Source organism: Lederbergia citrea (genome assembly GCF_018343525.1).
Lineage (GTDB): Bacteria > Bacillota > Bacilli > Bacillales > Bacillaceae_C > Lederbergia > Lederbergia citrea.
Window position 1 is genome coordinate 32,660 of the sequence record NZ_JAGYPH010000002.1, and the last position, 22,302, is coordinate 54,961.

Here is a 22,302-nt window from a genome sequence, read left to right on the forward strand (position 1 = left end):
TGTGTTTTAAATAGGAGAAGAGCAGGTGTGGAAAGTGTTCAAATCAATCAAAACAAAAATCATCGGTACCGTCATACTTTTAATTATGCTGTCCGTTGCTGTAATTATCGCGATCAGCAGCACACAAGTTAAGTCTAAAACAGAGGAAAATCTCGTTGAACAAAGTAAAGGGATGGTAACGGAGCTAGGAAACTCCATTCAATATTTTTTGGGACAATATGAAAGAAGTTTGTATCAGCTTTCAAATACAGAGACCGTCATCCAATATGCTAAAGACGGTCATGATAAGAATGGAAATCATAAAAAGGCTTTAGAACAGGCATTTAAAGGATATATTGACATATATGGTGAATCGTCCTCAGTTTTTGTTTCTATGCCGAATAAACATACAAATATTATTCCCTATGTAGACCTGGGTAATTTTGATCCAACTTCTAGGTCATGGTATCAACTATCGATGGAGAAAACTTCGATGGTCATCTGGACCAATCCATATGTCGATGAAGCGACAGGGGAATATGTCATTACAGCCTCCAAAGCAGTTATTGATGGCGGATCAGTTGTCGGAGTTGTAGGGGTAGATATAAACCTCGGTGCATTGACAGAAAAAATCTCCGCGAGCAAGCTAGGTTTTAATGGATATCCTTTTATTCTTGACGCGGAAGGAACAGCGATTGTCCATCCGACAGACCGTGGAGAAAATTTAACTAAGCATACATTTATTGCTGATATGTATAAAGATGATCGAAAAGATGGCGTTATTAACTACACACTAGGTGGAGAAAAACGGTTGAATATATACACAACCATTCCCGAAGTGGATTGGAAGCTAGGTGTCGTTTATAACGAAAAAGAAATTGGTAAAGTTGCAGCAGAAGCTAATAAATCAGTCATGTTAGTGGCGTTGGCAACAGTTTTCATAACTGTGATCGTTTTGGTTATATTAGTAAGTCGAATGATTAAGCCACTCTTTACATTAAAACAAACGATGGAAAAAGTAGCAGAAGGAGATTTAACGGTTCGCGCTGACGTTCATTCAAAAGATGAGATCGGCCAACTGGCTAATGATTTTAATGCGATGATCGACAGTATGAATAGCGTCATTTCCGTTGTGAATGGATCTGTCGAAAATGTTCGTCTATCCGCTGAAAGTTTAAGTGCTGCATCAGAGGAAACAAATGCTGCAAGTGAAGAAATGGCTATTGCAGTCAATGAAATCGCACAAGGAGCTTCTCAATCTGCGGAAGATGCAGAGGAAGTAAACGATCGTTCCAATTTGCTTGGTAATCAAATTAATGAGATTAGTGAAAAAGCCCATAAAATGACTGCCATCGCTGACCGTGCAAATGTAATGAATACAACCGGACAGGAACAAATGCACCATCTAAAAAGTTCTTTTAATGATTGGAAAAGTAATTTACAAACAATGGCAGACGTGGTTGGCCAATTGGACCATAAAGTAAAAGCAATTGGTACAGTGATGGAGACGATTACGCAAATCTCGACACAGACTAATTTACTTGCATTGAATGCAAGCATTGAAGCAGCAAGAGCAGGAGAGCATGGGAAAGGGTTCGCGGTCGTAGCGGATGAAGTTCGCAAGCTTGCTGAGCAATCAGCTCAATCGACAGAAGAAGTTAAAATTACCGTCCAAGAACTCCTATCGGGAGCGCAGCAGGTAGCCATGCAGATGTTAGAAACGAGAGACACCTTTGTAGAGCAGGAAACCGTTGTCCAAGATACAGAAACAACATTTGCAGAGGTGTCAAAACTAATGAATGATATGCAGACATCCATCGATTCAGTCTATCATGAAATTCAACAAGTGGCGGATCATAAAGAAGAAGTGGTAAGGACGATCCAAACGATGGCTGCGACTTCAGAAGAAACGGCTGCTGCATGTGAACAAGTGAGTGCATCCACGGATGAACAGCTGCGTGCCATACAATCAGTGGCAGAATCTGCAGAACAGCTTACAGAGCTCAGTCATGAACTTTTTGATGCAGTGAATCATTTCAAAGTATAAGAAAGACAATGGGAAGAGGTGCCTAGCTCCAGCACCTAGCCAAATCAAGGAATAACGTCTTCAAATGTAAGAAAATCAAAAATGGAGACATCCAAATGGGGAATGACGTCTTCAAATGTAAGAAAAATAAAACTGGAGACGTCCAAATGAGGAATGACGTCTTCAAATGTAAGAAAAACAAAACTGGAGACGTCCAAGCGAGGAATGACGTCTTCAAATGTAAGAAAATCAAAAATGGAGACATCCAAATGGGGAATGACGTCCTCAAATGTAAGAAAAACAAAACTGGAGACGTCCAAGCGAGGAATGACGTCCTCAAACGTAAGAAAAACAAAACTGGAGACGTCCAAGCCGGGAATGACGTCTTCAAATGTAAGAAAATCAAAACTGGAGACGTCCAAGCCGGGAATGACGTCTTCAAATGTAAGAAAATCAAAATTGAAGACGTCCAAGCCAGAATACTGTCATGTAATTTGTGAAAACAAATAAAACGATTTTCGGAGGTGCCGTAATTTTATGGAACCTCTTTTTCGTACTGTAAAGTTGAAGGTTCGCGTAATCATCGTTAAAATAGATAAGGTATACGTTTGCTAGATGAGGTGAAAGAGTGAAGAAAAACCAAAAGCTGATCGAAGGAGCTTCAATGCTGGCTATTTTTATTTTGATGCTGCTTCTTTCACTATTTATTCCATTGGTAAGTATAGTAGTGCAATTCTTTCTCATATTGCCATTCCTACTATATAGTGCAAAATATCCTGTAAAATATGCTGCAATGCTTGTAGTGGCAGCTGTGTTTGTTTCTTTTGTTTTAGGCTCTTATTATGCTGTACCGCTTGCGTTGCTTTTCGGGACAACTGGCCTGATGATGGGCTATTGTATTAGATCCAGAAAAAACAAACTCGTTGTTTATTTAGCATCGAGCATGGTGTTTTTAGCAAATATATTATTGTTTTTTGCGATTGCAGCCAAGTTTTTTGGCATGAACTTTTTAGAGGAAATCTCTGACCTATTTAAATCTTCGGTAACTCAATACACCGATGCCTTAAGCATAATCGGTCAGTCACCGCCACCAGAGCTTCAAGACCAGCTAGGTGAAATGATCAGAATGATGAATTCGATGGCGCCAACCCTACTTCTCATTACAGCTTTTATCACAGTCCTGATCCTGATGGCTGTGAATTTTCCGATCATAAAGAGATTGGGAATAGCGGTTCCAAAGTTCGAGCCATTTCGGTTAATGAAGTTTCCTAAAAGCATCTTATGGTATTACTTAATTGCACTCGTATTGTCCATGCTTATGAAGTTAGAGGTAGGTTCTTATTGGTATATGGCTTTAGTCAATGCAGCTTTTATTCTGCAAACACTGCTGGTGATCCAAGGTTTATCATTTATTTTTTATTATAACCATATAAAAAAATGGCCGAAATTTATTCCCATTTTGGCGGTTATCTTAACGTTAGTCCTACCTTTCACTCTTTCAATTGTGAGGGTGTTAGGTATAATTGATATAGGCTTTAATTTAAGGCAGCGGCTAAATAATAAATGAAAAAAGTAATAAAGGAGCTGAAGGGATGCCTTCATATTTTAAGAAGCACAAAATGAGATATCCATTATACGGTATAATGGTTGTATCAGCTGTACTTCTTGTCTTCATCGGCATTCAAAGTACGTGGATAGCCCTGATCGGCACTTTATTGCTATTGGCATTGTTTTATGCGGCTCTCCATGTAGAGAAGGAAGCAGCAAAAGCAACGGAAGAGTATATTACTACTCTTTCTTACCGCGTAAAAAAAGTCGGTGAGGAAGCTTTAATGGATATGCCGATTGGGATCATGCTCATTAATGATGATTACCAAATTGAATGGACAAATCCATTTATGGCATCATGTTTTAATGAAAATACTCTTGCAGGGCGATCCTTATATGATGTGGGTGAACAAATTATCCCCCTCATTAAACAAGATATCGATACAGAAATTGTCACGATAAACGAAAGAAAATATAATGTAATTCTCAAATTGGAAGAGAAATTACTTTATTTTTTTGATGTAACAGATCAAATAGAAACAGTAAGGCGCTATGAAGCTGAAAGAAATGTCATTGCCTTCATTTTTCTTGATAATTATGATGATGCAACACAAGGAATGGATGATCAAGCAAGGAGCGGGCTAAATAGTACCGTTACCTCTCTATTGAATGAATGGGCGCTTGAACATGGGATTTTTCTAAAGAGAACATCTTCGGACCGCTTTGTCACATTACTGAATGAAAAGATATTACGTGAATTGGAAATGGAAAAATTCTCGATCTTGGATACTGTGAGAGAAACAACGGCAAAACAAAATGTGCCACTGACTTTAAGTATCGGGGTTGGAATAGGTGAATTAACACTGCCGGAGCTTGGTGTTTTAGCACAATCCAGTTTAGATTTAGCCTTAGGACGGGGAGGAGACCAGGTGGCGCTCAAGCTCCCTAATGGTAAGTTGAAATTTTATGGGGGCAAAACAAATCCCATGGAAAAACGGACTAGGGTAAGGGCTCGCGTTATTTCCCACGCGTTGAAGGAATTAATTGTGGAAAGCGATCAAGTCATCGTCATGGGTCATAAATATCCAGATATGGACGCGATCGGAGCTTCAATCGGTATTCGTAAAGCAGCAGAAATGAATCACCGTGAAGGTTATATTGTTGTTAATTTTTCTGAAATTGATACGGGAGTTCAACGTCTCATAGAAGAGATGAAGGCATATCCGGATCTTTATTCAAGGCTCATTACTCCCGAGGAAGCGTTGGAACTCGCAACAGAAAATACCCTTCTCGTTGTTGTGGATACGCATAAACCATCACTCGTTATTGAAGAAAAGTTGCTGAATAAAACAGATCGCGTCGTAGTCATTGATCATCATCGTCGTAGTGAAGATTTTATTAAAAAACCTTTGCTCGTGTATATGGAGCCATACGCATCATCAACAGCAGAGCTTGTAACGGAACTATTAGAGTATCAGCCGAAAAACGGAAAAATAAATTCACTGGAAGCCACCGCTTTATTGTCCGGGATTATCGTTGATACGAAAAGCTTTACGCTTCGAACAGGTTCACGTACTTTTGATGCAGCTTCCTATCTACGCTCACAAGGCGCCGATACGGTTTTAGTGCAAAAGTTTTTAAAAGAAGATGTTGATACTTATATAAAACGATCAAAACTGATCGAAACAGTGGAATTTTATCGTGATGGAATTGCGATTGCGAGTGGCAAAGAGGATGAGATTTATGACCCTGTCTTGATTGCCCAAGCAGCAGATACATTGCTAACGATGGATAATGTTTCCGCATCATTCGTCATTTCGAAACGGGCGGAAGATATTGTCGGAATCAGTGCCCGTTCCTTGGGCGAAATCAATGTGCAAATTCTCATGGAGGCACTTGGTGGGGGCGGACATTTGTCGAATGCCGCTGTTCAGCTGCCAGGAGAAAAAATCGTTGAAGTTGAGTTAGTATTAAAGCAAGCAATAGATGATTATTTGGAAGGGAGTCAAGAATCGTGAAAGTTATTTTTCTGAAGGACGTTAAAGGTAGAGGTAAAAAAGGGGAAGTAAAAAATGTTGCGGACGGCTATGCGCATAACTTTTTAATTAAACAAGGGCTGGCAATTGAAGCAACACCAGGAAATATTAAATCTCTTGATAATCAGAAAAAGAAAGAACAGCAAGTTGCGAACGAAGAGTTGGAAGAAGCGGTAAAATTAAAAGAAACGATTGAAGCATTAACAGTAGAATTGAAAGCGAAGTCCGGTGAAGGTGGAAGACTATTTGGTTCGATTACAAATAAACAAATCGCGGACGAATTGAAAAAAACGCATAATATTAAAATTGATCGACGTAAAATTGGGTTGGATGATGCAATCCGCTCACTAGGTGTAACAAAGGTTCCGGTTAAACTTCACCAGGAAGTCACGGCTACAGTTGACGTACATGTGAAGGAAGAAAACTAAATTTACCACAACTTTAAACACTGATTTCATGATAGAATAGAGCTAGCAAAAAAATGTGATGCGGTTTCGGCCGGTCACATTTTTTATATGAAAGAAATTAAAGTTTTTATATATAAATTAGGAAGTCATTGATGATAAACAAGGCGCTTGCGCATTTCTAAAGGGGTGGAATAGCTAGAATGAGTGATTTATTGGATCGAACGCCGCCGCAAAATATAGAAGCTGAACAGGCTGTCATTGGTGCTATATTTTTGGAACCATCCGCATTGATACTTGCATCGGAAATCCTCATTCCTGAGGATTTTTATCGGAGTTCTCATCAAAAGATCTTTGATTGTATGTTGAAATTAAGCGAGACTGGTAAAGCGGTTGACTTGATTACCGTCACAGAAGAGCTCGCTGCTGCCAAGCTGCTTGAGGATGTTGGGGGCGTTTCCTACTTAAGTGAGATTGCAGTTTCCGTTCCAACAGCAGCGAATATTGGTTATTATGCCCGGATTGTGGAAGAAAAATCGCTTCTTCGCCGTTTAATTAGAACCGCTACAAATATTGCGACAGATGGCTATTCTCGCGAAGATGAAGTGGATGCTCTTCTAAGTGAAGCGGAAAAACAAATAATGGAAGTGGCCCAGCGTAAAAATGCAGGCGCTTTTCATAATATTAAAGACGTGCTCGTTCGAACATACGATAATATTGAACTACTTCATCATCAAAAAGGCGATGTCACAGGCATTCCAACGGGATTTACAGAGCTTGATAAAATGACGGCCGGTTTCCAGCGGAATGATTTAATCATCGTTGCTGCCCGTCCTTCCGTTGGTAAAACGGCATTTGCGCTGAATATTGCACAAAATGTTGGTACAAAGACTGGAGAAAATATCGCGATATTCAGTCTTGAGATGGGTGCAGAGCAGCTCGTCATGCGGATGCTTTGTGCAGAAGGTAATATTAATGCCCAAAACTTGAGAACAGGTGCATTAACAGATGAAGATTGGCGTAAGCTGACGATGGCAATGGGAAGCTTATCTAATTCAGGCATCTATATTGATGACACTCCTGGCGTTCGGATTGGAGAAATCCGTTCTAAATGTCGCCGTCTGAAGCAGGAGCATGGCCTTGGCATGATTTTGATCGACTATTTGCAGCTTATTCAAGGGAATGGACGTTCAGGAGAAAACCGCCAGCAGGAAGTTTCGGAGATTTCTCGTTCCTTGAAGGCCTTGGCGCGTGAACTTGAAGTTCCAGTCATTGCCCTGTCACAGCTTTCCCGTGGTGTGGAGCAGCGGCAGGATAAGCGTCCAATGATGTCTGATATTCGTGAATCAGGAAGTATTGAGCAAGATGCCGATATCGTAGCCTTCCTATATCGGGACGATTATTACGATCAGGAGTCGGAAAACAAGAATATCATCGAAATCATCATTGCGAAGCAGCGTAACGGTCCAGTTGGTACAGTCTCACTTGCTTTTGTAAAAGAATATAATAAATTCGTCAATCTTGAACATAGATATGATGATTCCGCCGTTCCTTCGGGAGCGTAAGGATTAGGGGCACCTCCATTGTGGGGTGTTTTTTTTGTGGTGAATCTACCAATGATCCCCCTTGCATTCTCGATGAATATTAGATACACTTAGATGCATAATTATTCTAATATACTTTTAAAAATACAACGAGAATAACAGAAGGGGTATTAAAGATGAGTACACAAAGCAGTAAAGAGTATAGTAATCAGCCAGTAGATTTCAAACAAACGAAAGAGCCTAAAATAAAAAATATTAACGCCTTCGTCCTTATCTTTTTTGTCATCGTGACGGCTGCCATCTTAACGTATATCGTGCCTGCCGGTGAATATGAAAGGGTGGAAGTGGATGGCCGTAGCATTGTAAATCCAGATTCCTTCCAGTTTACAGATCCATCTCCGGTCGGCTTCTTTAAAATTTTTACAAGTGTTCACACCGGTATGATTAATGGTGCTGGAATTATCTTTTTTGTCCTGATTGTTGGCGGGGCATTTGGTATATTAAAAGCAACGGGTGCAATGGATGCACTGATAATGACGATCTCTAGAAAACTTGCTAACAAAGAAATGCTGCTTATCCCTGTCTTAATGCTGTTTTTTGCGGCGGGTGGAACATTGATGGGGATGTCTGAGGAAACAATCATCTATGTGGCCATTATCACACCACTTGCAATCGCACTTGGCTTTGATGCCATTGTCGGGTTTGCGATCGTTTCACTCGGCGCTAATATTGGATTTATGAGTGCAGTGCTAAATCCTTTTAATGTAGGCGTTGCTCAAAGTATTGCCGAGCTGCCGACATTCTCAGGCATTGGCATGAGACTCGCCTTACTCACCACTTTTTATATAGCTGGAGTCATCTACGTATATCGTTATGCTAGAAAAATAAAAGCAAATCCGCAACTTCGCTATTTGGGTAATTTTCAGAAGAAAAAAGAACATCTTCAACAAGCGGAAATAAAGATGGAAACACGCCATAAATGGGTATTGAGTGTCTTTTTACTTAATTTTATTGTGCTTATTATCGGTGTACTGAAATATGACTGGTATATTACTGAGATTGCAGGTTTATTCCTTTTGTCTGGCATTATGATTGGTCTCATTGGAAAATTATCCGCAAGTAATATTGCCGATGGTTTTATGGATGGTGCAAAAGAGGTGATCGGCGGGGCATTAATCATTGGATTTGCTCAAGCTATATTAGTAGTCTTTCAAGACGGAAAGTTAATGGACTCGCTTTTATATTATGCTTCATCTCTCTTAACTCAATTGTCGCCAGCTTTTAATGCTGTAGGAATGTTTTTTGTGCAACTATTCTTAAACTTCCTTGTACCGTCTGGAAGCGGCCAAGCTGCATTGACAATGCCGATTATGGCACCACTTTCCGATCTAGTTGGTGTTACGAGACAAACTGCGGTATTGGCATTCCAACTTGGAGATGGAATTACAAATTCAATTTTTCCAACAGCGGGGGTCCTAATTGCCGGACTTGCAATTGCGGGTATTCCATATACACGATGGGTGAAATGGGTGTTGCCGTTTATTTTGATCGAAGTGGCGATCGGCGTAGTTTTCCTAATCATTGCCCAAGCGATCCAATATGGACCATTTTAAAAGCAAGCTAAATAAAAAACTATGGAGGATTCATCATGTTGCAAACAATAAATGTTGATTCAGCATTAAAAGACTGGGCGATTGAACAACGCCGGCACTTTCATCAATATCCTGAACTATCAGGACAGGAATTTAATACGGGGTCCTATGTACGAAAGGCGCTGGAGGAATTCGGTATTTCAATAGTAGAAGGATTCTCCGAGCCAAATGTCATTGGTTATTTACAAGGGACAGAAGGTAAGAAAACAATTGCATTACGTGCGGATATGGACGCACTCCCGATGGTTGAAGAAGGGGAGAAACCTTTCAAGTCAACTGTACCTGGGGTATTTCATGGGTGTGGTCATGACGGTCATACGGCAATTCTACTCGCGGTTGCGAAATGGATGAGCAGTAACAGGCATGAAGTGAAGAATAATATTAAGTTTATTTTTCAAAGCTCAGAGGAAGCATCTCCTAGTGGCGCACAGCAGCTTGTGAAAGAAGGCGTATTAGAGGATGTGGATGCAATTTATGGCATTCATCTCATGCAAAATCTTCCGCTTGGAAAAATTGGCTTCGCGACAGGGCCCGCTATGCATCGAGCGATGACTTTAATATCACGATTGAAGGAATCGGAGGGCATGGAGGCCAGCCGCAGGCAACGGTGGATCCAATCTATATTTCTACTCATCTGATTCAGGCATTCCAATCGATTGTGAGTAGAAGTTTACATCCGTTGCAAGCTGGTGTGATTTCATTTGGCGGTGTTCAAGCAGGTAATTCCTATAATGTCATCCCTTCTGAAGCGAAACTGCAAGGGACGATCAGGGCGATGACCTTCGAAGCGGCAGAATTAATGAAAGAAAGAACGGCGCAGCTGACCGAATCAATTTGTGCGAGCTTCGGAGCGAAAGGGCATTATGAATATATTGAAGGGACTCCACCATTATTTAATCATCCAGAGGCGTGTGAATATGCAAAAGACGTGATCGAAAATACATTTGGAGCTGATGTATTTGAGCCAATGGATCCTTCATTAGGTGCTGAAGATTATTCCTATTACTTAAAAGAAATAACAGGGGCATTTATCAACGTAGGGATGCAAAGCAAAAAAAGCCAATATCCTCACCATCATCCAAAATTTGATATTGATGAAGATGCAATGCCAGCTGCGATTGAGCTTATGATTCAATTGGCTCTAAATGCATAATGAACAAGAATGGCTGAACAGAATAATCTGTTCAGCCATTGATATTTAAAGAAAATCATGTTATGATTAAATTTGTTTTCGTTTTATAGTCACACTTATATATTTACCCAACTATAATTATATCAGAAAGATTTTCGGATGTCAAACATTATATTCTTTTACAAGGAGTGTGGGCGGCGATTGAATAAGGAGTGGCAAGAAGAACAGGCGCGAGTGAAAGATATTCAAACTGTAATCGATCAAAAATTCATTCAGCTTCAAGAAAATATGGGTGGGGTCAAGGAAGGGGTTATTGAACTTAGGAAGACCTTCTGGGAGGATGTCACGGTTAATCTTGATGAGCCTGATGATGTGATAGAAACATTTACAAGCATTAAGCAGCAAGCTGAGTTGCTTGCTGAACGGGAAAGAACACACGGACAGTCTTATAAACAGCTTCGCCAGTTAGATCGCCTAAAAAACTCTCCTTATTTTGGCCGGATTGATTTTCATGAGGATGGCGAGATAGCGGCAGATCAAATCTATATTGGAATAGCATCCTTGATGGATGAGGACGACGAGCAGTTTGTGATTTACGACTGGCGCGCACCGATTTCAAGCCTATACTACGATTATTCACCGGGGCGAGCTTCCTATCAAACTCCTTCAGGGATGATTGAAGGAATGATGGAATTAAAGCGGCAGTTCATCATTAAAAATGGCCAGCTAAAAGGTATGTTTGATACTGGTGTTACAATTGGTGACAGCTTGTTGCAGGAGGTGCTTGGCGGTAATGCAAGCACCCAAATGAAAAGTATTGTCGCGACGATTCAAAGTGAACAAAATCAGATTATCAGAAATGATCGAAGCAAGTACTTGATCGTCCAAGGGGTTGCTGGAAGCGGAAAAACATCAGCCGCTCTTCAGCGCGTTGCCTATTTGCTATATCGTTATCGCAATACGTTATCGTCAAATAATATTATGCTCTTTTCTCCGAATCCTTTGTTTAACAGTTATGTCGCAACCGTGCTCCCTGAACTTGGAGAAGACAATATGGAACAGACGACGTATCAGCAATATTTAATAACCAGACTCGGTAAAGAATTTAATGTAGAGGACCCTTTTTCCCAAATGGAATATACATTGACGGCGATGGATGAGCAAGGATATGAGACGAGGATGAAGGCCATCCGTTATAAAGCTAGCTTGGAATTCAAAGAACAAATTGACCAATACGTCACTTATCTTTCGGAGCAGGGACTTATTTTTAAAAATATATTATTTCGTGGCCATAAAATTTTTTCAGCTGAAGATATTGCGAAGATTTTTTATTCGCTGGATCGATCCATTTCTATTCCGAATCGTATGAAGATAACTTCTGAACAATTATTGAAGATGATGGCCAAACAAGAAAGGCAAGAACGAACGAAGGATTGGGTTTTAGAAGAAGCTGAGCTCTTGGATAAAGATGATTATTTAGAAGTGTACAGACGTGTTCAAAAAGAGCAAGAGCAGTCGGAAGAAACGTTTGATGATGCAGAACGGGAACAGCGGATTTTGGCGAAAATGATCGTGAACAAACACTTTAAGCCAATTAGGCAAGCGGTAAAGCGGTTTAAATTTTTAAATATGAAAGCAGTGTATCGCCAGTTATTTCAGCTGAAGGAATCTTTCTTATGGCCTGAAGGCTGGGGCGAGATTTGCACTGCTACGATTGGTCAATTACAGGCAAATGCGCTCTTTTATGAAGATGCTACCCCGTATTTATATTTACAGGATCAATTGGAAGGGCGGAAATCCAATACGCTCATTCGTCATTTATTTATTGACGAAGCCCAGGATTATTCACCATTTCAATTTGAATTTTTGAAACAGCTTTTTCCGCATTGTAAAATGACGATTCTGGGCGATGTGAATCAGGCAATATACGCCCATACAATCAATGCGCCAACGATTCTGGGAACTGACCTGGAAGGAACGGAAAAGATTGTATTAACGAGAAGCTACCGTTCAACGAAGCAGATTGTTGATTTTACGAAGGGAATAATTAGTGGCGGAGAGATGATTGAACCGTTCAATCGTGAAGGGGAAAAACCAGTTCTGAAAGAAGTGGCTGATATTCATTCCCTACATGCGAACATCGAGGCCTGCATTGGTCGGATGAAAGCTAAAGGTCACGAGACAATTGCGGTCATTTGCAAAACAATGGCGGAAAGCCAGGAAGCGTATGACAGTTTGAATAAAAAGCTGAATATCCGTCTCATGGATAAAAACACAAACTCATATGAAAAAGGGATCGTCATACTCCCTGCTTACTTAGCAAAAGGAATCGAATTTGACGCCGTGATTATTTATAATGCATCAAAGCAGCAATACGGGCGGGAATACGAACGCAAACTATTCTATACAGCCTGCACAAGAGCCATGCACGAACTCCACCTCTTCTCCATCGGCGAAAAAACAACATTTATCGAGGAGTGACAGGCACGCCCCGGTTTTTGTCGAAATATGTGTTGCCAAGTTTCGATGGTGTATGTTAATATAGGTTTCATTACAGCAAACCACTTCCTAAAAAGCATTGCGACGACTTTGACTCTCGCAGTGCTTTTTCTCTTTGTATCGTTCCAATCTTATTTGCCCTCTCTTCATGACTTTGTAATACCTCTGTAACAAAACTCGACAAAAGCCAGTATGCATTTTAAAGGATTCCTATATGAAACCCTTCATTTCAAGCGTTTTACATATAAATGTGCGAAAAGTCAATCAATATACATTTATATTACATTCTGTTTAAACGTCCATAATTAAGGTTTAGTTATGATAGATTAATGGAGTGTAAATTTTAGGAAGTGCCTTTTGGCCTATTTATATGTGTAGGTAAGGTAGAAATCTAGGGGGATTTAGAACATGATAGGGAAGTCTTATCAACAAGGAAGTGTTAGGTCAAGCGGTCTATTAAAGATATTTTTCATCATTGGCCTGCTGTTAACATCCTTTATCCTTGTTGCACCAAATGCATTTGCCACACTAAAACTTGAGACAATTTATCACGTGTATATGGATGATGTTTATATCGGTGCAGTGACGGAAGAGGAAGTTGTCGAACAAGCTGCGGATAGAGCGATTGCAAAAGTCAATGAGAAGTATAAGGACTATGATCTTCAAATAGAAAATGAGATTACATATATTTCGGAACAAGTTTTTCGTTCAAATGCGGATAATGACGCTGTCAGCAAACAGATTGAAGAAATGGCAACGGTAAAAGCAGTTGCTACAGCGATAACGGTTGACGAAAAGCCAATTACTTATGTAAAAGATCAATCTGAAGCTGAGTCTGTTTTGAAAATGATAAAACTAAACTATGTTACGGAAAAAGAGCTAAAAGCGATTGAATCAAAGAAAAAAACTGAAGAAAAAGACGAAAACCGCGTTGTAGATGTCCGAATGAAGGAAGACATTCATTTTAAAGAGGAATCTGTACAACCGAAACAAGTTCTTACAGTCGATAAAGCGGTGAAATTACTGCAAAAGGGTACGCTTGAAGATAAAAAGCACAAAGTTAAAGAAGGCGAAGCAATTGAAAGAATTGCAGCTTCATATGATTTAACAACGAAAGAAATATTAAAGCTGAATGAAGGCTTAACAGCTGATGGAATCCTCCAAATTGGTCAGGAAATCAACACGGTTGTAACGGAGCCGCTCGTCCATGTTGTTGTAGAACGGGAAATGTATGAAGAAGAAGCCGTCCCATTTGAAAGAGAGGTCATTGAAGACAGCTCAATGCCTAAAGGAGACACTAAAGAAAAGCAGACAGGCAAAAATGGAACGAGTGGATTTACGTACAAAGTGATCGAGCAAAATGGAGAGCAAACAAGCAAGAAAACGATCAAAGAAGAAACGATTGAAAAACCAGTGAAACAAATTGTCGTGAAAGGAACGAAAGTCATTCCTTCACGAGGTACTGGCAAATTCACATGGCCGGCCAATGGCGGTTATGTTTCTAGTAAAATGGGTATGCGCTGGGGTAAGCTCCATAAAGGAATCGATATTGCCGGACCAAGCAATTATACGATTAAAGCGGCCGATCATGGCATCGTTGTTTCAGCAGGATGGAATAACGGCGGCTACGGAAATAAGATAGTGATCGACCATCAAAACGGTTACCAGACAATTTATGCCCATTTAAAATCAATTAGCGTTTCTGCGGGTCAAAAAGTAGAAAAAGGATCGGCGATTGGCATTATGGGATCTACAGGTGATTCAACTGGTATTCACCTTCATTTCGAAGTTTATAAAAATGGAAGTATGCAAAATCCATTAAATTACTTTTAATATGTCTAGCTTCAGCGCCCAGCGCCTAGCAAACTTCAGGATTCTTCCTACGATAAGTCAACATCGGTTCGCCTTTCAGGCTCACCGTGTTTCCTTTATCTCGATAAAAAGGATCGTCGACTAAAATCGCCACGTCCTGTGGCAACGTCGACACACCCACATCCTGTGGGCGAAGTTTGTACGTCGCTAAACGGGCGCTTCCGCTTTTCTTTACAAAGACAGCTCCCAGAGAGTTTAGGCTCTCTTGGACCTGTCTCTTTTCTTGTGATAAAATATATAGATTAAGAGATAAAACATCATTCACTCGTTCACATATATTGATTAATTTTAAAGGAGATACTAGCCATGGATAAAAAGATTCTTGTAGTAGATGACGAGAGGCCAATTGCGGATATTCTCCAATTTAACCTCAAAAAAGAAGGATTCACCGTACAATGCGCCTATGACGGCGATGAGGCATTGCGTTTAGTCGAGGAAATGAAGCCAGATATGATATTACTCGATATTATGCTGCCAATCCGCGACGGCATGGAAGTGTGCCGGGAAATACGTAAAAAATACGATATGCCGATTATTATGCTTACAGCAAAAGATTCGGAAATAGACAAGGTATTGGGCTTAGAGCTCGGTGCAGATGATTACGTGACAAAACCATTCAGTACAAGAGAACTGATTGCCCGCGTGAAAGCAAATATGCGACGCCACGCCCAAATTGCTCAACAAATGGAAGAAGATGAGAATAGTGATATTACCGTTGGTTCACTTACCATTCATCCGAACGCATATGTAGTTTCAAAGAATGGCGAGACGATTGAGCTGACACATCGCGAGTTTGAACTTCTCCATTACCTGGCTAAACATATTGGTCAAGTGATGACGAGAGAACACTTGCTACAAACTGTTTGGGGCTATGACTATTTTGGAGATGTTCGCACAGTAGATGTGACAGTAAGACGTTTACGTGAAAAAATCGAAGATAATCCAAGCCATCCGACATGGATCGTAACAAGAAGAGGAGTAGGCTATTATTTACGCACACCTGAACAGGAGTAATTCATATGCAAAAAGTAAGCTTTTTCCGCTCCATCCACATGAAATTTGTGCTGATCTATGTCTTATTAATTATGATTGCCATGCAAATTATCGGTGTATATTTTGTCGGTAAACTAGAGGATCAGCTCGTAAGAAACTTTCAAAAAGCGATTGAAGGGCGACTTCCTCTTCTCGAATATAATATTGCTGAAGAAGTGAAAAAGGATCGATCCGCAGATGATATGCCAGCCCTTGAAGATGATATTAATAAGTTGCTCAATGACTTTTTAGCAACTGATATTGAGGAAGTTCGGATTGTGAATAGCCGAAGCTTAATCATTGGAACATCAGAATCGAACAATCAAGGAATCATCGGTCAGAAAACAACCGATGTGATGGTTAAAAGGACACTGGCAGTTGGTGAGAGAGAAGAAAAAATCCAGATTGACAGAAAATCAGGTGGGAGAATTTGGGTGCTTACCTCGCCGATTAAATCAAGCGGTGAAATCGTAGGGGCCATTTATCTCGTAGCTAAAATTGAAACTGTTTATAAACAAATGGAAGAAATCAATAGCATTTTCATTACAGGCACTGCGATTGCCATGTTCATTACTGCCGTGCTTGGAATCGTACTTGCGAGAATGATCACTAGGCCGATAGCAGATATGAAACGTCAGGCGACAGCGATGGCAAAAGGGAATTTTTCTCGTAAAGTGCGTGTGTATGGCGAGGATGAGATTGGACAGCTTGCTTATACGTTTAATAATTTGACGAAGAAACTGCAGGAAGCACAAGCAATGACCGAAGGGGAGAGGCGCAAGCTTTCTTCTGTTCTTGCTTTCATGACAGATGGTGTGGTTGCGACCGACCGTAAAGGAAGGGTTATTTTAATTAATGAACGGGCTGCGGAGATGTTGGACGTTTCACGTGAAACAGTACTGGCTCAACCCATTATTGAATTGCTTGATATTGGTGAAGAATTTACGTTTGAAGATTTACTTGAACAGCAGGATTCTATCATTCTTGATTACAGCACACATGAAAAAAAATATTATTTACGTGCAAATATGTCCATTATTCAAAGAGAAACTGGATTTGTAAATGGTTTGATTGCGGTGCTCCACGATATTACTGAACAGGAAAAACTCGATGAAGAACGAAGAGAATTTGTTTCCAATGTCTCACATGAATTAAGAACCCCACTTACAACGATGCGCAGTTATCTTGAAGCATTATCAGAAGGAGCAATCGATGACAAGGAACTGGGACCGCGGTTTTTAGGTGTCACACGCAATGAGACGGAGCGGATGATCCGGCTGGTGAATGACTTGCTGGATCTTTCTAAAATGGATAGCAGAAACTATGAAATCAATCCTGTTTGGGTGGATTTTGTGAAGTTTTTTAATCATATTATTGATCGATTTGAGATGACAAAAGAACGTCAAGTTACTTTTAGACGACTGCTTCCAAATCATACGATTTATGTGGAAATTGACGAAGATAAGCTAACCCAAGTCATTGACAATATTATTTCCAACGCAATGAAATACTCACCAGAAGGTGGACAGGTAACATTCCGTATTCAAGAGTTTCATGGCGAAATTGAAGTAAGTATCAGCGACCAAGGGATTGGCATTCCGAAGGATAATATTGAAAAAGTCTTTGAGCGCTTTTACAGAGTAGACCGTGCACGGACAAGGCAGTTAGGTGGAACGGGCCTTGGGCTTGCAATTGCTAAGGAAATGATTGGCGCACATGGCGGGAAGATTTGGGCAAGAAGCCTAGAAGGGAAAGGAACGACGATTCTCTTTACCCTGCCTTACGACCCTTTACAAGAGGATGATTGGCTGTGAATTATGAAGCGTTGAAGTCAATAATGCTACTCCTGCTTGTAGCTGCAAGTGGTATTCTTACGTGGAGCTTGTGGACGTACCAGCCGAAGTATGAATATGACGATAAAAAATATGTTCACGAAATATCCATCGCTGACCAAGTGGATGCGGTAAGTGTAATCAAGCCTACAAGAGTTCTTGTTCATATGGATGATTCTCACTTTGGAACAGTAAATGAAAAAAATATCGACAAGCTAATAAATAGTATTAGTTCATGGAATTTCTATGATATTGGCCATGCGAGAAAGTATACTAACCAACAAATTCATCAGCTCTCCCATTCCAAAAATCGCATTGAAATTACGTATCCGGATTTAGTGCCTTTTGATTTATACAAGGGCGTCATCCATTTAGAAACAGATAATTTTCCAAATGCAGCATTCAATCGGATTGTTATTAATTTGGACAATGACACAACGGAAGGGTCGATTTATTTTATTTCTACTAAAGACGAGATCGTTTATGAGAGTCATGTGAATCCCGACCGTATCACTGCCTTAGTAGCGGAAATAAAGCGAAATAAAGATAAGTATGACCCATACTTACCATATAAATTGCCAAAAAGTGAGCGCATCATGTTTTTGCCTTCTGAAAGCAAGGAACTGGTGAGATATAAATATTATCCATTTTATATTGACCCGGAGAAGTTTAAAAATGCGCTATTCAGCGATCCGAGCAAAGTAAGAAGAGTTATTAAGGCCAACGGAGAAAAGTTCACGGACGATTTGAGTCTCATGGATGTTGATTATATGACGAATATGATTTTTTACATTAACCCCGGCCAAAAATCAGGTACCGTTCTCAAAAATACGGACAACCATGTTCTAAAAAGAAGCATTAATTTTATCAATGAACATGGTGGCTGGACTGATCATTATCGCTATTTTAATATCGGAGATTTTGATCAAAAGACGACATTTCAATTATTCATGAATGGCTATCCTGTTTTTAATGAAAATGGAATTACAGAAATTCGTCTTTCTTGGGGTAATGAAGAAATTTATCAATATAAGCGGCCATATTTCTCTCTCGATATTCCGCTTCCAGGACAAACAAAGGTACGGGTCCCTTCAGGTGAAATAGCGCTAAACACTTTGCTTGAAGACGCAGAATTAAATCCTGAACTGCTCCAAGAGCTGATGATTGGTTATAAGCTTGGAAAGGATTCGACTAATCCAAAGGTACTCGTACTCGAGCCATCATGGTATTATCTCTATGCTGGATCTTGGCTACCGTTAGATGTGGATGATGAGAGGAGGAAATTCAGTGGATTGGAGTAGGATAAAGACCATTTTTATTATCGCATTCCTCATCCTCGATCTATTCCTCTTATCGCAGTTATTAACAAAGCATCGGTCCTATCAATTTGAAGTGAAAAGTGACACCTCATTTGAAGAAAATTTGAAAACAGACGGAATTGAATATAAAGAGCTGCCAAAAGATTTTGCAAGCGACCATTATTTAAGTGCAAATACAAAAACTTTTTCTGAAGAAGAAATAAAAGAGGTAAATGGCCTGAAAAACCAGCGTCTTTTTTCTGAAGACGGAACAATCCTTCATGCAGAATTGACAAAGCCAATCAGCATGAAGGATAAAGAAGATTTTTCCGACATCGATGAGTTTGTGAAAACAAATGTTTTATACGGAGAAAAATATGGATTCTGGAATTTTGATAAAGAAGAAGGTACGATTACTTATTATCAAAACTACCATGATCAGCCTTTGTTTATGAACAGGAGTGCACACCTCGTCTTTTTTTTGAACGACGCAAATGAAATACAATCATACGAACAGACGATGCTTGATACAGTCGAGCCAATCAGTGATAAAGAAGAAGTCTATCCAGCTATTCGTGCACTTGAAGCATTGTATCGAAAAGGCGTCTTGAAGCCGAATAGCAAAGTTATCAAATCAGAGCTCGGCTATTATACGCTCGTCAATATGGAAGCAACACAAGTGCTTACACCGACATGGCGTTTCCTTGTCGAGTATGAAGGTCAGCAAGAGAATTTGCTGGTAAATGCCTTTGAGGGACAGATTATCCAGGCGAATCAGGGCAATGAGAAAAATATAATGGAGTGAAATACATGTCAATGCAATTCAGTGTACTGGCGAGTGGAAGTTCCGGGAATGCCGTTTTTGTTGAAACCGAAAGCCATTCATTCCTTGTTGATGCGGGCCTGAGCTGTAAGCAAATGGACAAGCAGTTTCAGCAAATTGGACGTGATCCCGCTAAATTAGACGGAATTTTCGTCACACACGAGCATAGTGACCATATTAAAGGAATAGGCGTGATGGCTCGGAAATATAAACTTCCCATCTATGCAAATGAACGTACATGGCAGGCGATGGACGGACTTGTCGGTGAAATTGCTGTAGAGCAAAAATTTGTATTCGGAATGGAAACAGTGAAAACATTTGGTGGACTTGATATTGAATCATTTGGCGTTTCCCACGATGCCGCAGAGCCAATGTTTTATATTTTCCGTGCAGGCGGCAAAAAGCTTGTGCTCATCACCGATACAGGATACGTCAGCGACCGAATGAAAGGCTTGATTTCGAATGCTGACATGTACGTATTTGAAAGCAATCACGATATTCAAATGTTGCAAATGGGCAGATATCCTTGGAGTGTCAAACGCAGAATTTTGAGCGATGTCGGACATGTGTCCAACGAAGATGCGGCATTGGCGATGAGCGAAGTCATCGGTGACAATACGAAACGTATTTACCTCGCTCACTTGAGCCGCGATAATAATATGAAAGACCTCGCTCGAATGAGTGTACAACAAACACTAGAGGCAAAAGGCATGCCAGTTGGATCCCAGTTCGATCTTTTCGATACGGATCCGTCTATACCGACCAATCTAACAGCTGTTTAAATGTTTAGCGGCAGGATTGCGAAGGGAAAAGAGAATGAAGACAATCGGGGGCGGACCCGAGTGTTTTCATTCTCTTTTTATTATTGAAAGAGAAGTTGTTTGGGATTTTCAACTCTTCGGATTATAATATTGGCATGTAAAGGCAAACTAAAAGATGGAGCTAAAGAAAGGAATGGTGCATAGTGGGTTTTTACGATGATCACAGCCCAAACCGCCATCGAGGCAATAGAGGTGGAAGATCCGGATTTCTTACTGGGCTAATTGGAGGAATCATTGGGGCTTTACTAGTCGCCCTCATTTACCCAGGGATTTTTGGCGGCTGGGGCAATGAAGCAGGACGCAATAATACTTCTATTGAAACAAATAAAGGAAATAATACGACACAAAGCGTTTCCCTTGACGTAACGACAGATGTGACAAAAGCTGTTGATAAAGCAGGCAATAGCGTTGTCGGGATCACCAATATCCAAACGTCCAGCTTCTGGTCAACCGGACAGTCACAAGAAGCGGGTGTAGGATCCGGTGTTATTTATAAGAAAGCGGGAGATACGGTCTACATCGTTACAAACCATCATGTAGTGGAAGACGCCAACCAGTTGGAAGTGACTTTGCCGGATGGGACGAAAGTGGCTGCGAAACTCCGCGGAAGTGATGTTTGGACGGATTTAGCAGTAGTTGAAATCAGTTCACAAGGAATTGGTAATGACCAAATTTCTGAATTCGGAGATTCTGATGCATTGAAAATTGGCGAGCCTGTCCTTGCGATTGGAAATCCGCTCGGACTCCAATTTTCGGGGTCGGTCACCCAAGGTATCATCTCTGGGGTGAATAGAACGGTACCGGTCGATATTAATAAAGATGGGATTCCTGATTGGAATGCAGAGGTTATCCAAACAGACGCAGCGATCAACCCAGGAAATAGTGGCGGCGCACTCGTTAATATTGCAGGCCAGATAGTCGGAATTAACTCAATGAAAATTGCCCAGAGTGCAGTAGAAGGAATTGGATTTTCCATTCCAATCAATTTTGTAGTGCCAATTATTGAAGATCTTGAGAAATATGGAGAAGTGAAACGTCCAGCAATGGGTGTTACATTAAGAAATGTTTCGGAAATAGCCGCTTATCACCAGCAGCAAACATTGAAGCTGCCACATGGCGTAACAGACGGCATTATGATTGAGCAAGTTGTACCTAATTCACCTGCCGAAAAAGCGGGCTTACAAGAACTCGATGTCATGTTCGAATTGGATGGAGAAAAAGTAAGCGATGTACTCGAGCTGAGAAAATATTTGTACAATCATAAAAAAGTCGGCGACTCAATGACTGTAAGATATTACAGAGGCGGTAAAAAACATGAAACAACGGTCAAACTGACAGACGAAACACGGATGTGAATGTGGATAAATGAAAGTGGGGAAGCTATCAACAGCTTTCCCACTTTTTTAATTAGTGGTAAAATGGGCTGTGGATAAGTGAATAAAATAGCGAGCGTATTTTTGAGGAAAAGGAACCTAAGAATTCGCAAATCTTTGATTAATTTATGGGTTGAATGAAATAACGCCAAAAGCCAATAGGAGAGAGGGTTTAACATGATTTATTGTTGTAAAGAACATGTAGAATTAGCACTTGATATCATCGTCGATGAATACGAAACTTCACCTGTTTTAGAAGAGGTAAAAGAAGGTGGCGACTTATCCACAGCCTGTGAATACTGTGATAAGCCTGCTGCATATATTGTGGCGAACTAACATTCGCGCACAAAATGTGGATGATTTTTGTGGATATGTGGATAACTATTGTGCATAAGTTGTTTGTAAACTGTGTGTAACATGTTTGTAATAGA

17 protein-coding genes and 1 pseudogene are annotated in these 22,302 nt (G+C 40.4%); 16 read left to right on the forward strand and 2 right to left on the reverse strand.

What is annotated here, in order from left to right:
* The first annotated feature begins 25 nt into the window (after window positions 1-25).
* Complete coding sequence (locus KHA88_RS09480; RefSeq protein ID WP_213098846.1) at window positions 26-2,026, forward strand: methyl-accepting chemotaxis protein; 2,001 nt, start codon at window positions 26-28, stop codon at window positions 2,024-2,026.
* 44 nt (window positions 2,027-2,070) lie between these two features.
* On the opposite strand, the gene KHA88_RS09485 is transcribed toward KHA88_RS09480, so the two are convergent.
* Window positions 2,071-2,478, reverse strand: coding sequence for a hypothetical protein (locus tag KHA88_RS09485; RefSeq protein ID WP_213121764.1), 408 nt, complete (start codon window positions 2,476-2,478; stop codon window positions 2,071-2,073).
* Window positions 2,479-2,633: 155 nt separating this feature from the next.
* Here KHA88_RS09485 and KHA88_RS09490 point away from each other — a divergent pair, with 155 nt between their 5' ends.
* The 8 genes and pseudogenes from KHA88_RS09490 to KHA88_RS09525 all read left to right on the forward strand — a co-directional run bounded on the left by KHA88_RS09490 (window position 2,634) and on the right by KHA88_RS09525 (window position 14,653).
* Entirely contained in the window at window positions 2,634-3,572 is a 939-nt protein-coding gene (locus tag KHA88_RS09490; protein WP_213121765.1) for a YybS family protein, read from the forward strand.
* 25 nt (window positions 3,573-3,597) lie between these two features.
* Complete coding sequence (locus KHA88_RS09495; protein WP_213098844.1) at window positions 3,598-5,571, forward strand: DHH family phosphoesterase; 1,974 nt, start codon at window positions 3,598-3,600, stop codon at window positions 5,569-5,571.
* Window positions 5,568-6,017, forward strand: coding sequence for a 50S ribosomal protein L9 (rplI, locus tag KHA88_RS09500; protein WP_213098843.1), 450 nt, complete (start codon window positions 5,568-5,570; stop codon window positions 6,015-6,017). Before KHA88_RS09495 ends, rplI begins: the two co-directional genes overlap by 4 nt.
* A gap of 179 nt (window positions 6,018-6,196) precedes the next feature.
* Window positions 6,197-7,558, forward strand: a complete 1,362-nt coding sequence (gene dnaB, locus KHA88_RS09505; protein WP_213098842.1) for a replicative DNA helicase — start codon at window positions 6,197-6,199, stop codon at window positions 7,556-7,558.
* A 155-nt stretch (window positions 7,559-7,713) separates the two neighbouring features.
* Entirely contained in the window at window positions 7,714-9,150 is a 1,437-nt protein-coding gene (locus KHA88_RS09510) for a YfcC family protein (RefSeq protein ID WP_213121766.1), read from the forward strand.
* A gap of 35 nt (window positions 9,151-9,185) precedes the next feature.
* Window positions 9,186-10,342 (forward strand): annotated as a pseudogene (locus KHA88_RS09515) (M20 metallopeptidase family protein).
* A gap of 138 nt (window positions 10,343-10,480) precedes the next feature.
* The gene (helD, locus tag KHA88_RS09520) at window positions 10,481-12,802 is read left to right on the forward strand and encodes an RNA polymerase recycling motor HelD (protein ID WP_213121767.1); all 2,322 of its coding nucleotides are present in this window, start codon (window positions 10,481-10,483) and stop codon (window positions 12,800-12,802) included.
* Between the two features lie 426 nt (window positions 12,803-13,228).
* Window positions 13,229-14,653: a peptidoglycan DD-metalloendopeptidase family protein gene (locus KHA88_RS09525; protein ID WP_213121768.1), complete on the forward strand. Its 1,425-nt coding sequence runs from the start codon at window positions 13,229-13,231 to the stop codon at window positions 14,651-14,653.
* A gap of 25 nt (window positions 14,654-14,678) precedes the next feature.
* Here KHA88_RS09525 and KHA88_RS21165 read toward each other — a convergent pair whose 3' ends face one another.
* A complete protein-coding gene (locus KHA88_RS21165) occupies window positions 14,679-14,807 on the reverse strand; it encodes a hypothetical protein (protein ID WP_283247426.1) in 129 nt (42 codons plus the stop codon).
* A 191-nt stretch (window positions 14,808-14,998) separates the two neighbouring features.
* Between KHA88_RS21165 and yycF the strand changes: the two genes are divergently transcribed.
* The 7 genes from yycF to KHA88_RS09560 all read left to right on the forward strand — a co-directional run bounded on the left by yycF (window position 14,999) and on the right by KHA88_RS09560 (window position 22,207).
* Window positions 14,999-15,706 carry a response regulator YycF gene (yycF, locus tag KHA88_RS09530; RefSeq protein ID WP_213098837.1) on the forward strand — a complete coding sequence of 236 codons (708 nt, stop codon included), beginning with the start codon at window positions 14,999-15,001 and terminating at the stop codon, window positions 15,704-15,706.
* Between the two features lie 5 nt (window positions 15,707-15,711).
* The gene (gene walK / locus KHA88_RS09535; RefSeq protein WP_213121769.1) at window positions 15,712-17,538 is read left to right on the forward strand and encodes a cell wall metabolism sensor histidine kinase WalK; all 1,827 of its coding nucleotides are present in this window, start codon (window positions 15,712-15,714) and stop codon (window positions 17,536-17,538) included.
* A complete protein-coding gene (locus KHA88_RS09540; RefSeq protein WP_213121770.1) occupies window positions 17,535-18,857 on the forward strand; it encodes a YycH family regulatory protein in 1,323 nt (440 codons plus the stop codon). The genes walK and KHA88_RS09540 overlap by 4 nt, the downstream gene beginning before the upstream one ends.
* On the forward strand, window positions 18,844-19,659 hold the full coding sequence (locus KHA88_RS09545; RefSeq protein WP_213121771.1) for a two-component system regulatory protein YycI: 816 nt from the start codon (window positions 18,844-18,846) through the stop codon (window positions 19,657-19,659). The genes KHA88_RS09540 and KHA88_RS09545 overlap by 14 nt, the downstream gene beginning before the upstream one ends.
* 5 nt (window positions 19,660-19,664) lie before the next feature.
* Complete coding sequence (locus KHA88_RS09550; RefSeq protein WP_213098833.1) at window positions 19,665-20,459, forward strand: MBL fold metallo-hydrolase; 795 nt, start codon at window positions 19,665-19,667, stop codon at window positions 20,457-20,459.
* 182 nt (window positions 20,460-20,641) lie between these two features.
* Window positions 20,642-21,853, forward strand: a complete 1,212-nt coding sequence (locus KHA88_RS09555; protein ID WP_213121772.1) for a S1C family serine protease — start codon at window positions 20,642-20,644, stop codon at window positions 21,851-21,853.
* 195 nt (window positions 21,854-22,048) lie between these two features.
* Entirely contained in the window at window positions 22,049-22,207 is a 159-nt protein-coding gene (locus KHA88_RS09560; RefSeq protein ID WP_213107492.1) for a CxxH/CxxC protein, read from the forward strand.
* The last annotated feature ends 95 nt before the right edge of the window (window positions 22,208-22,302 follow it).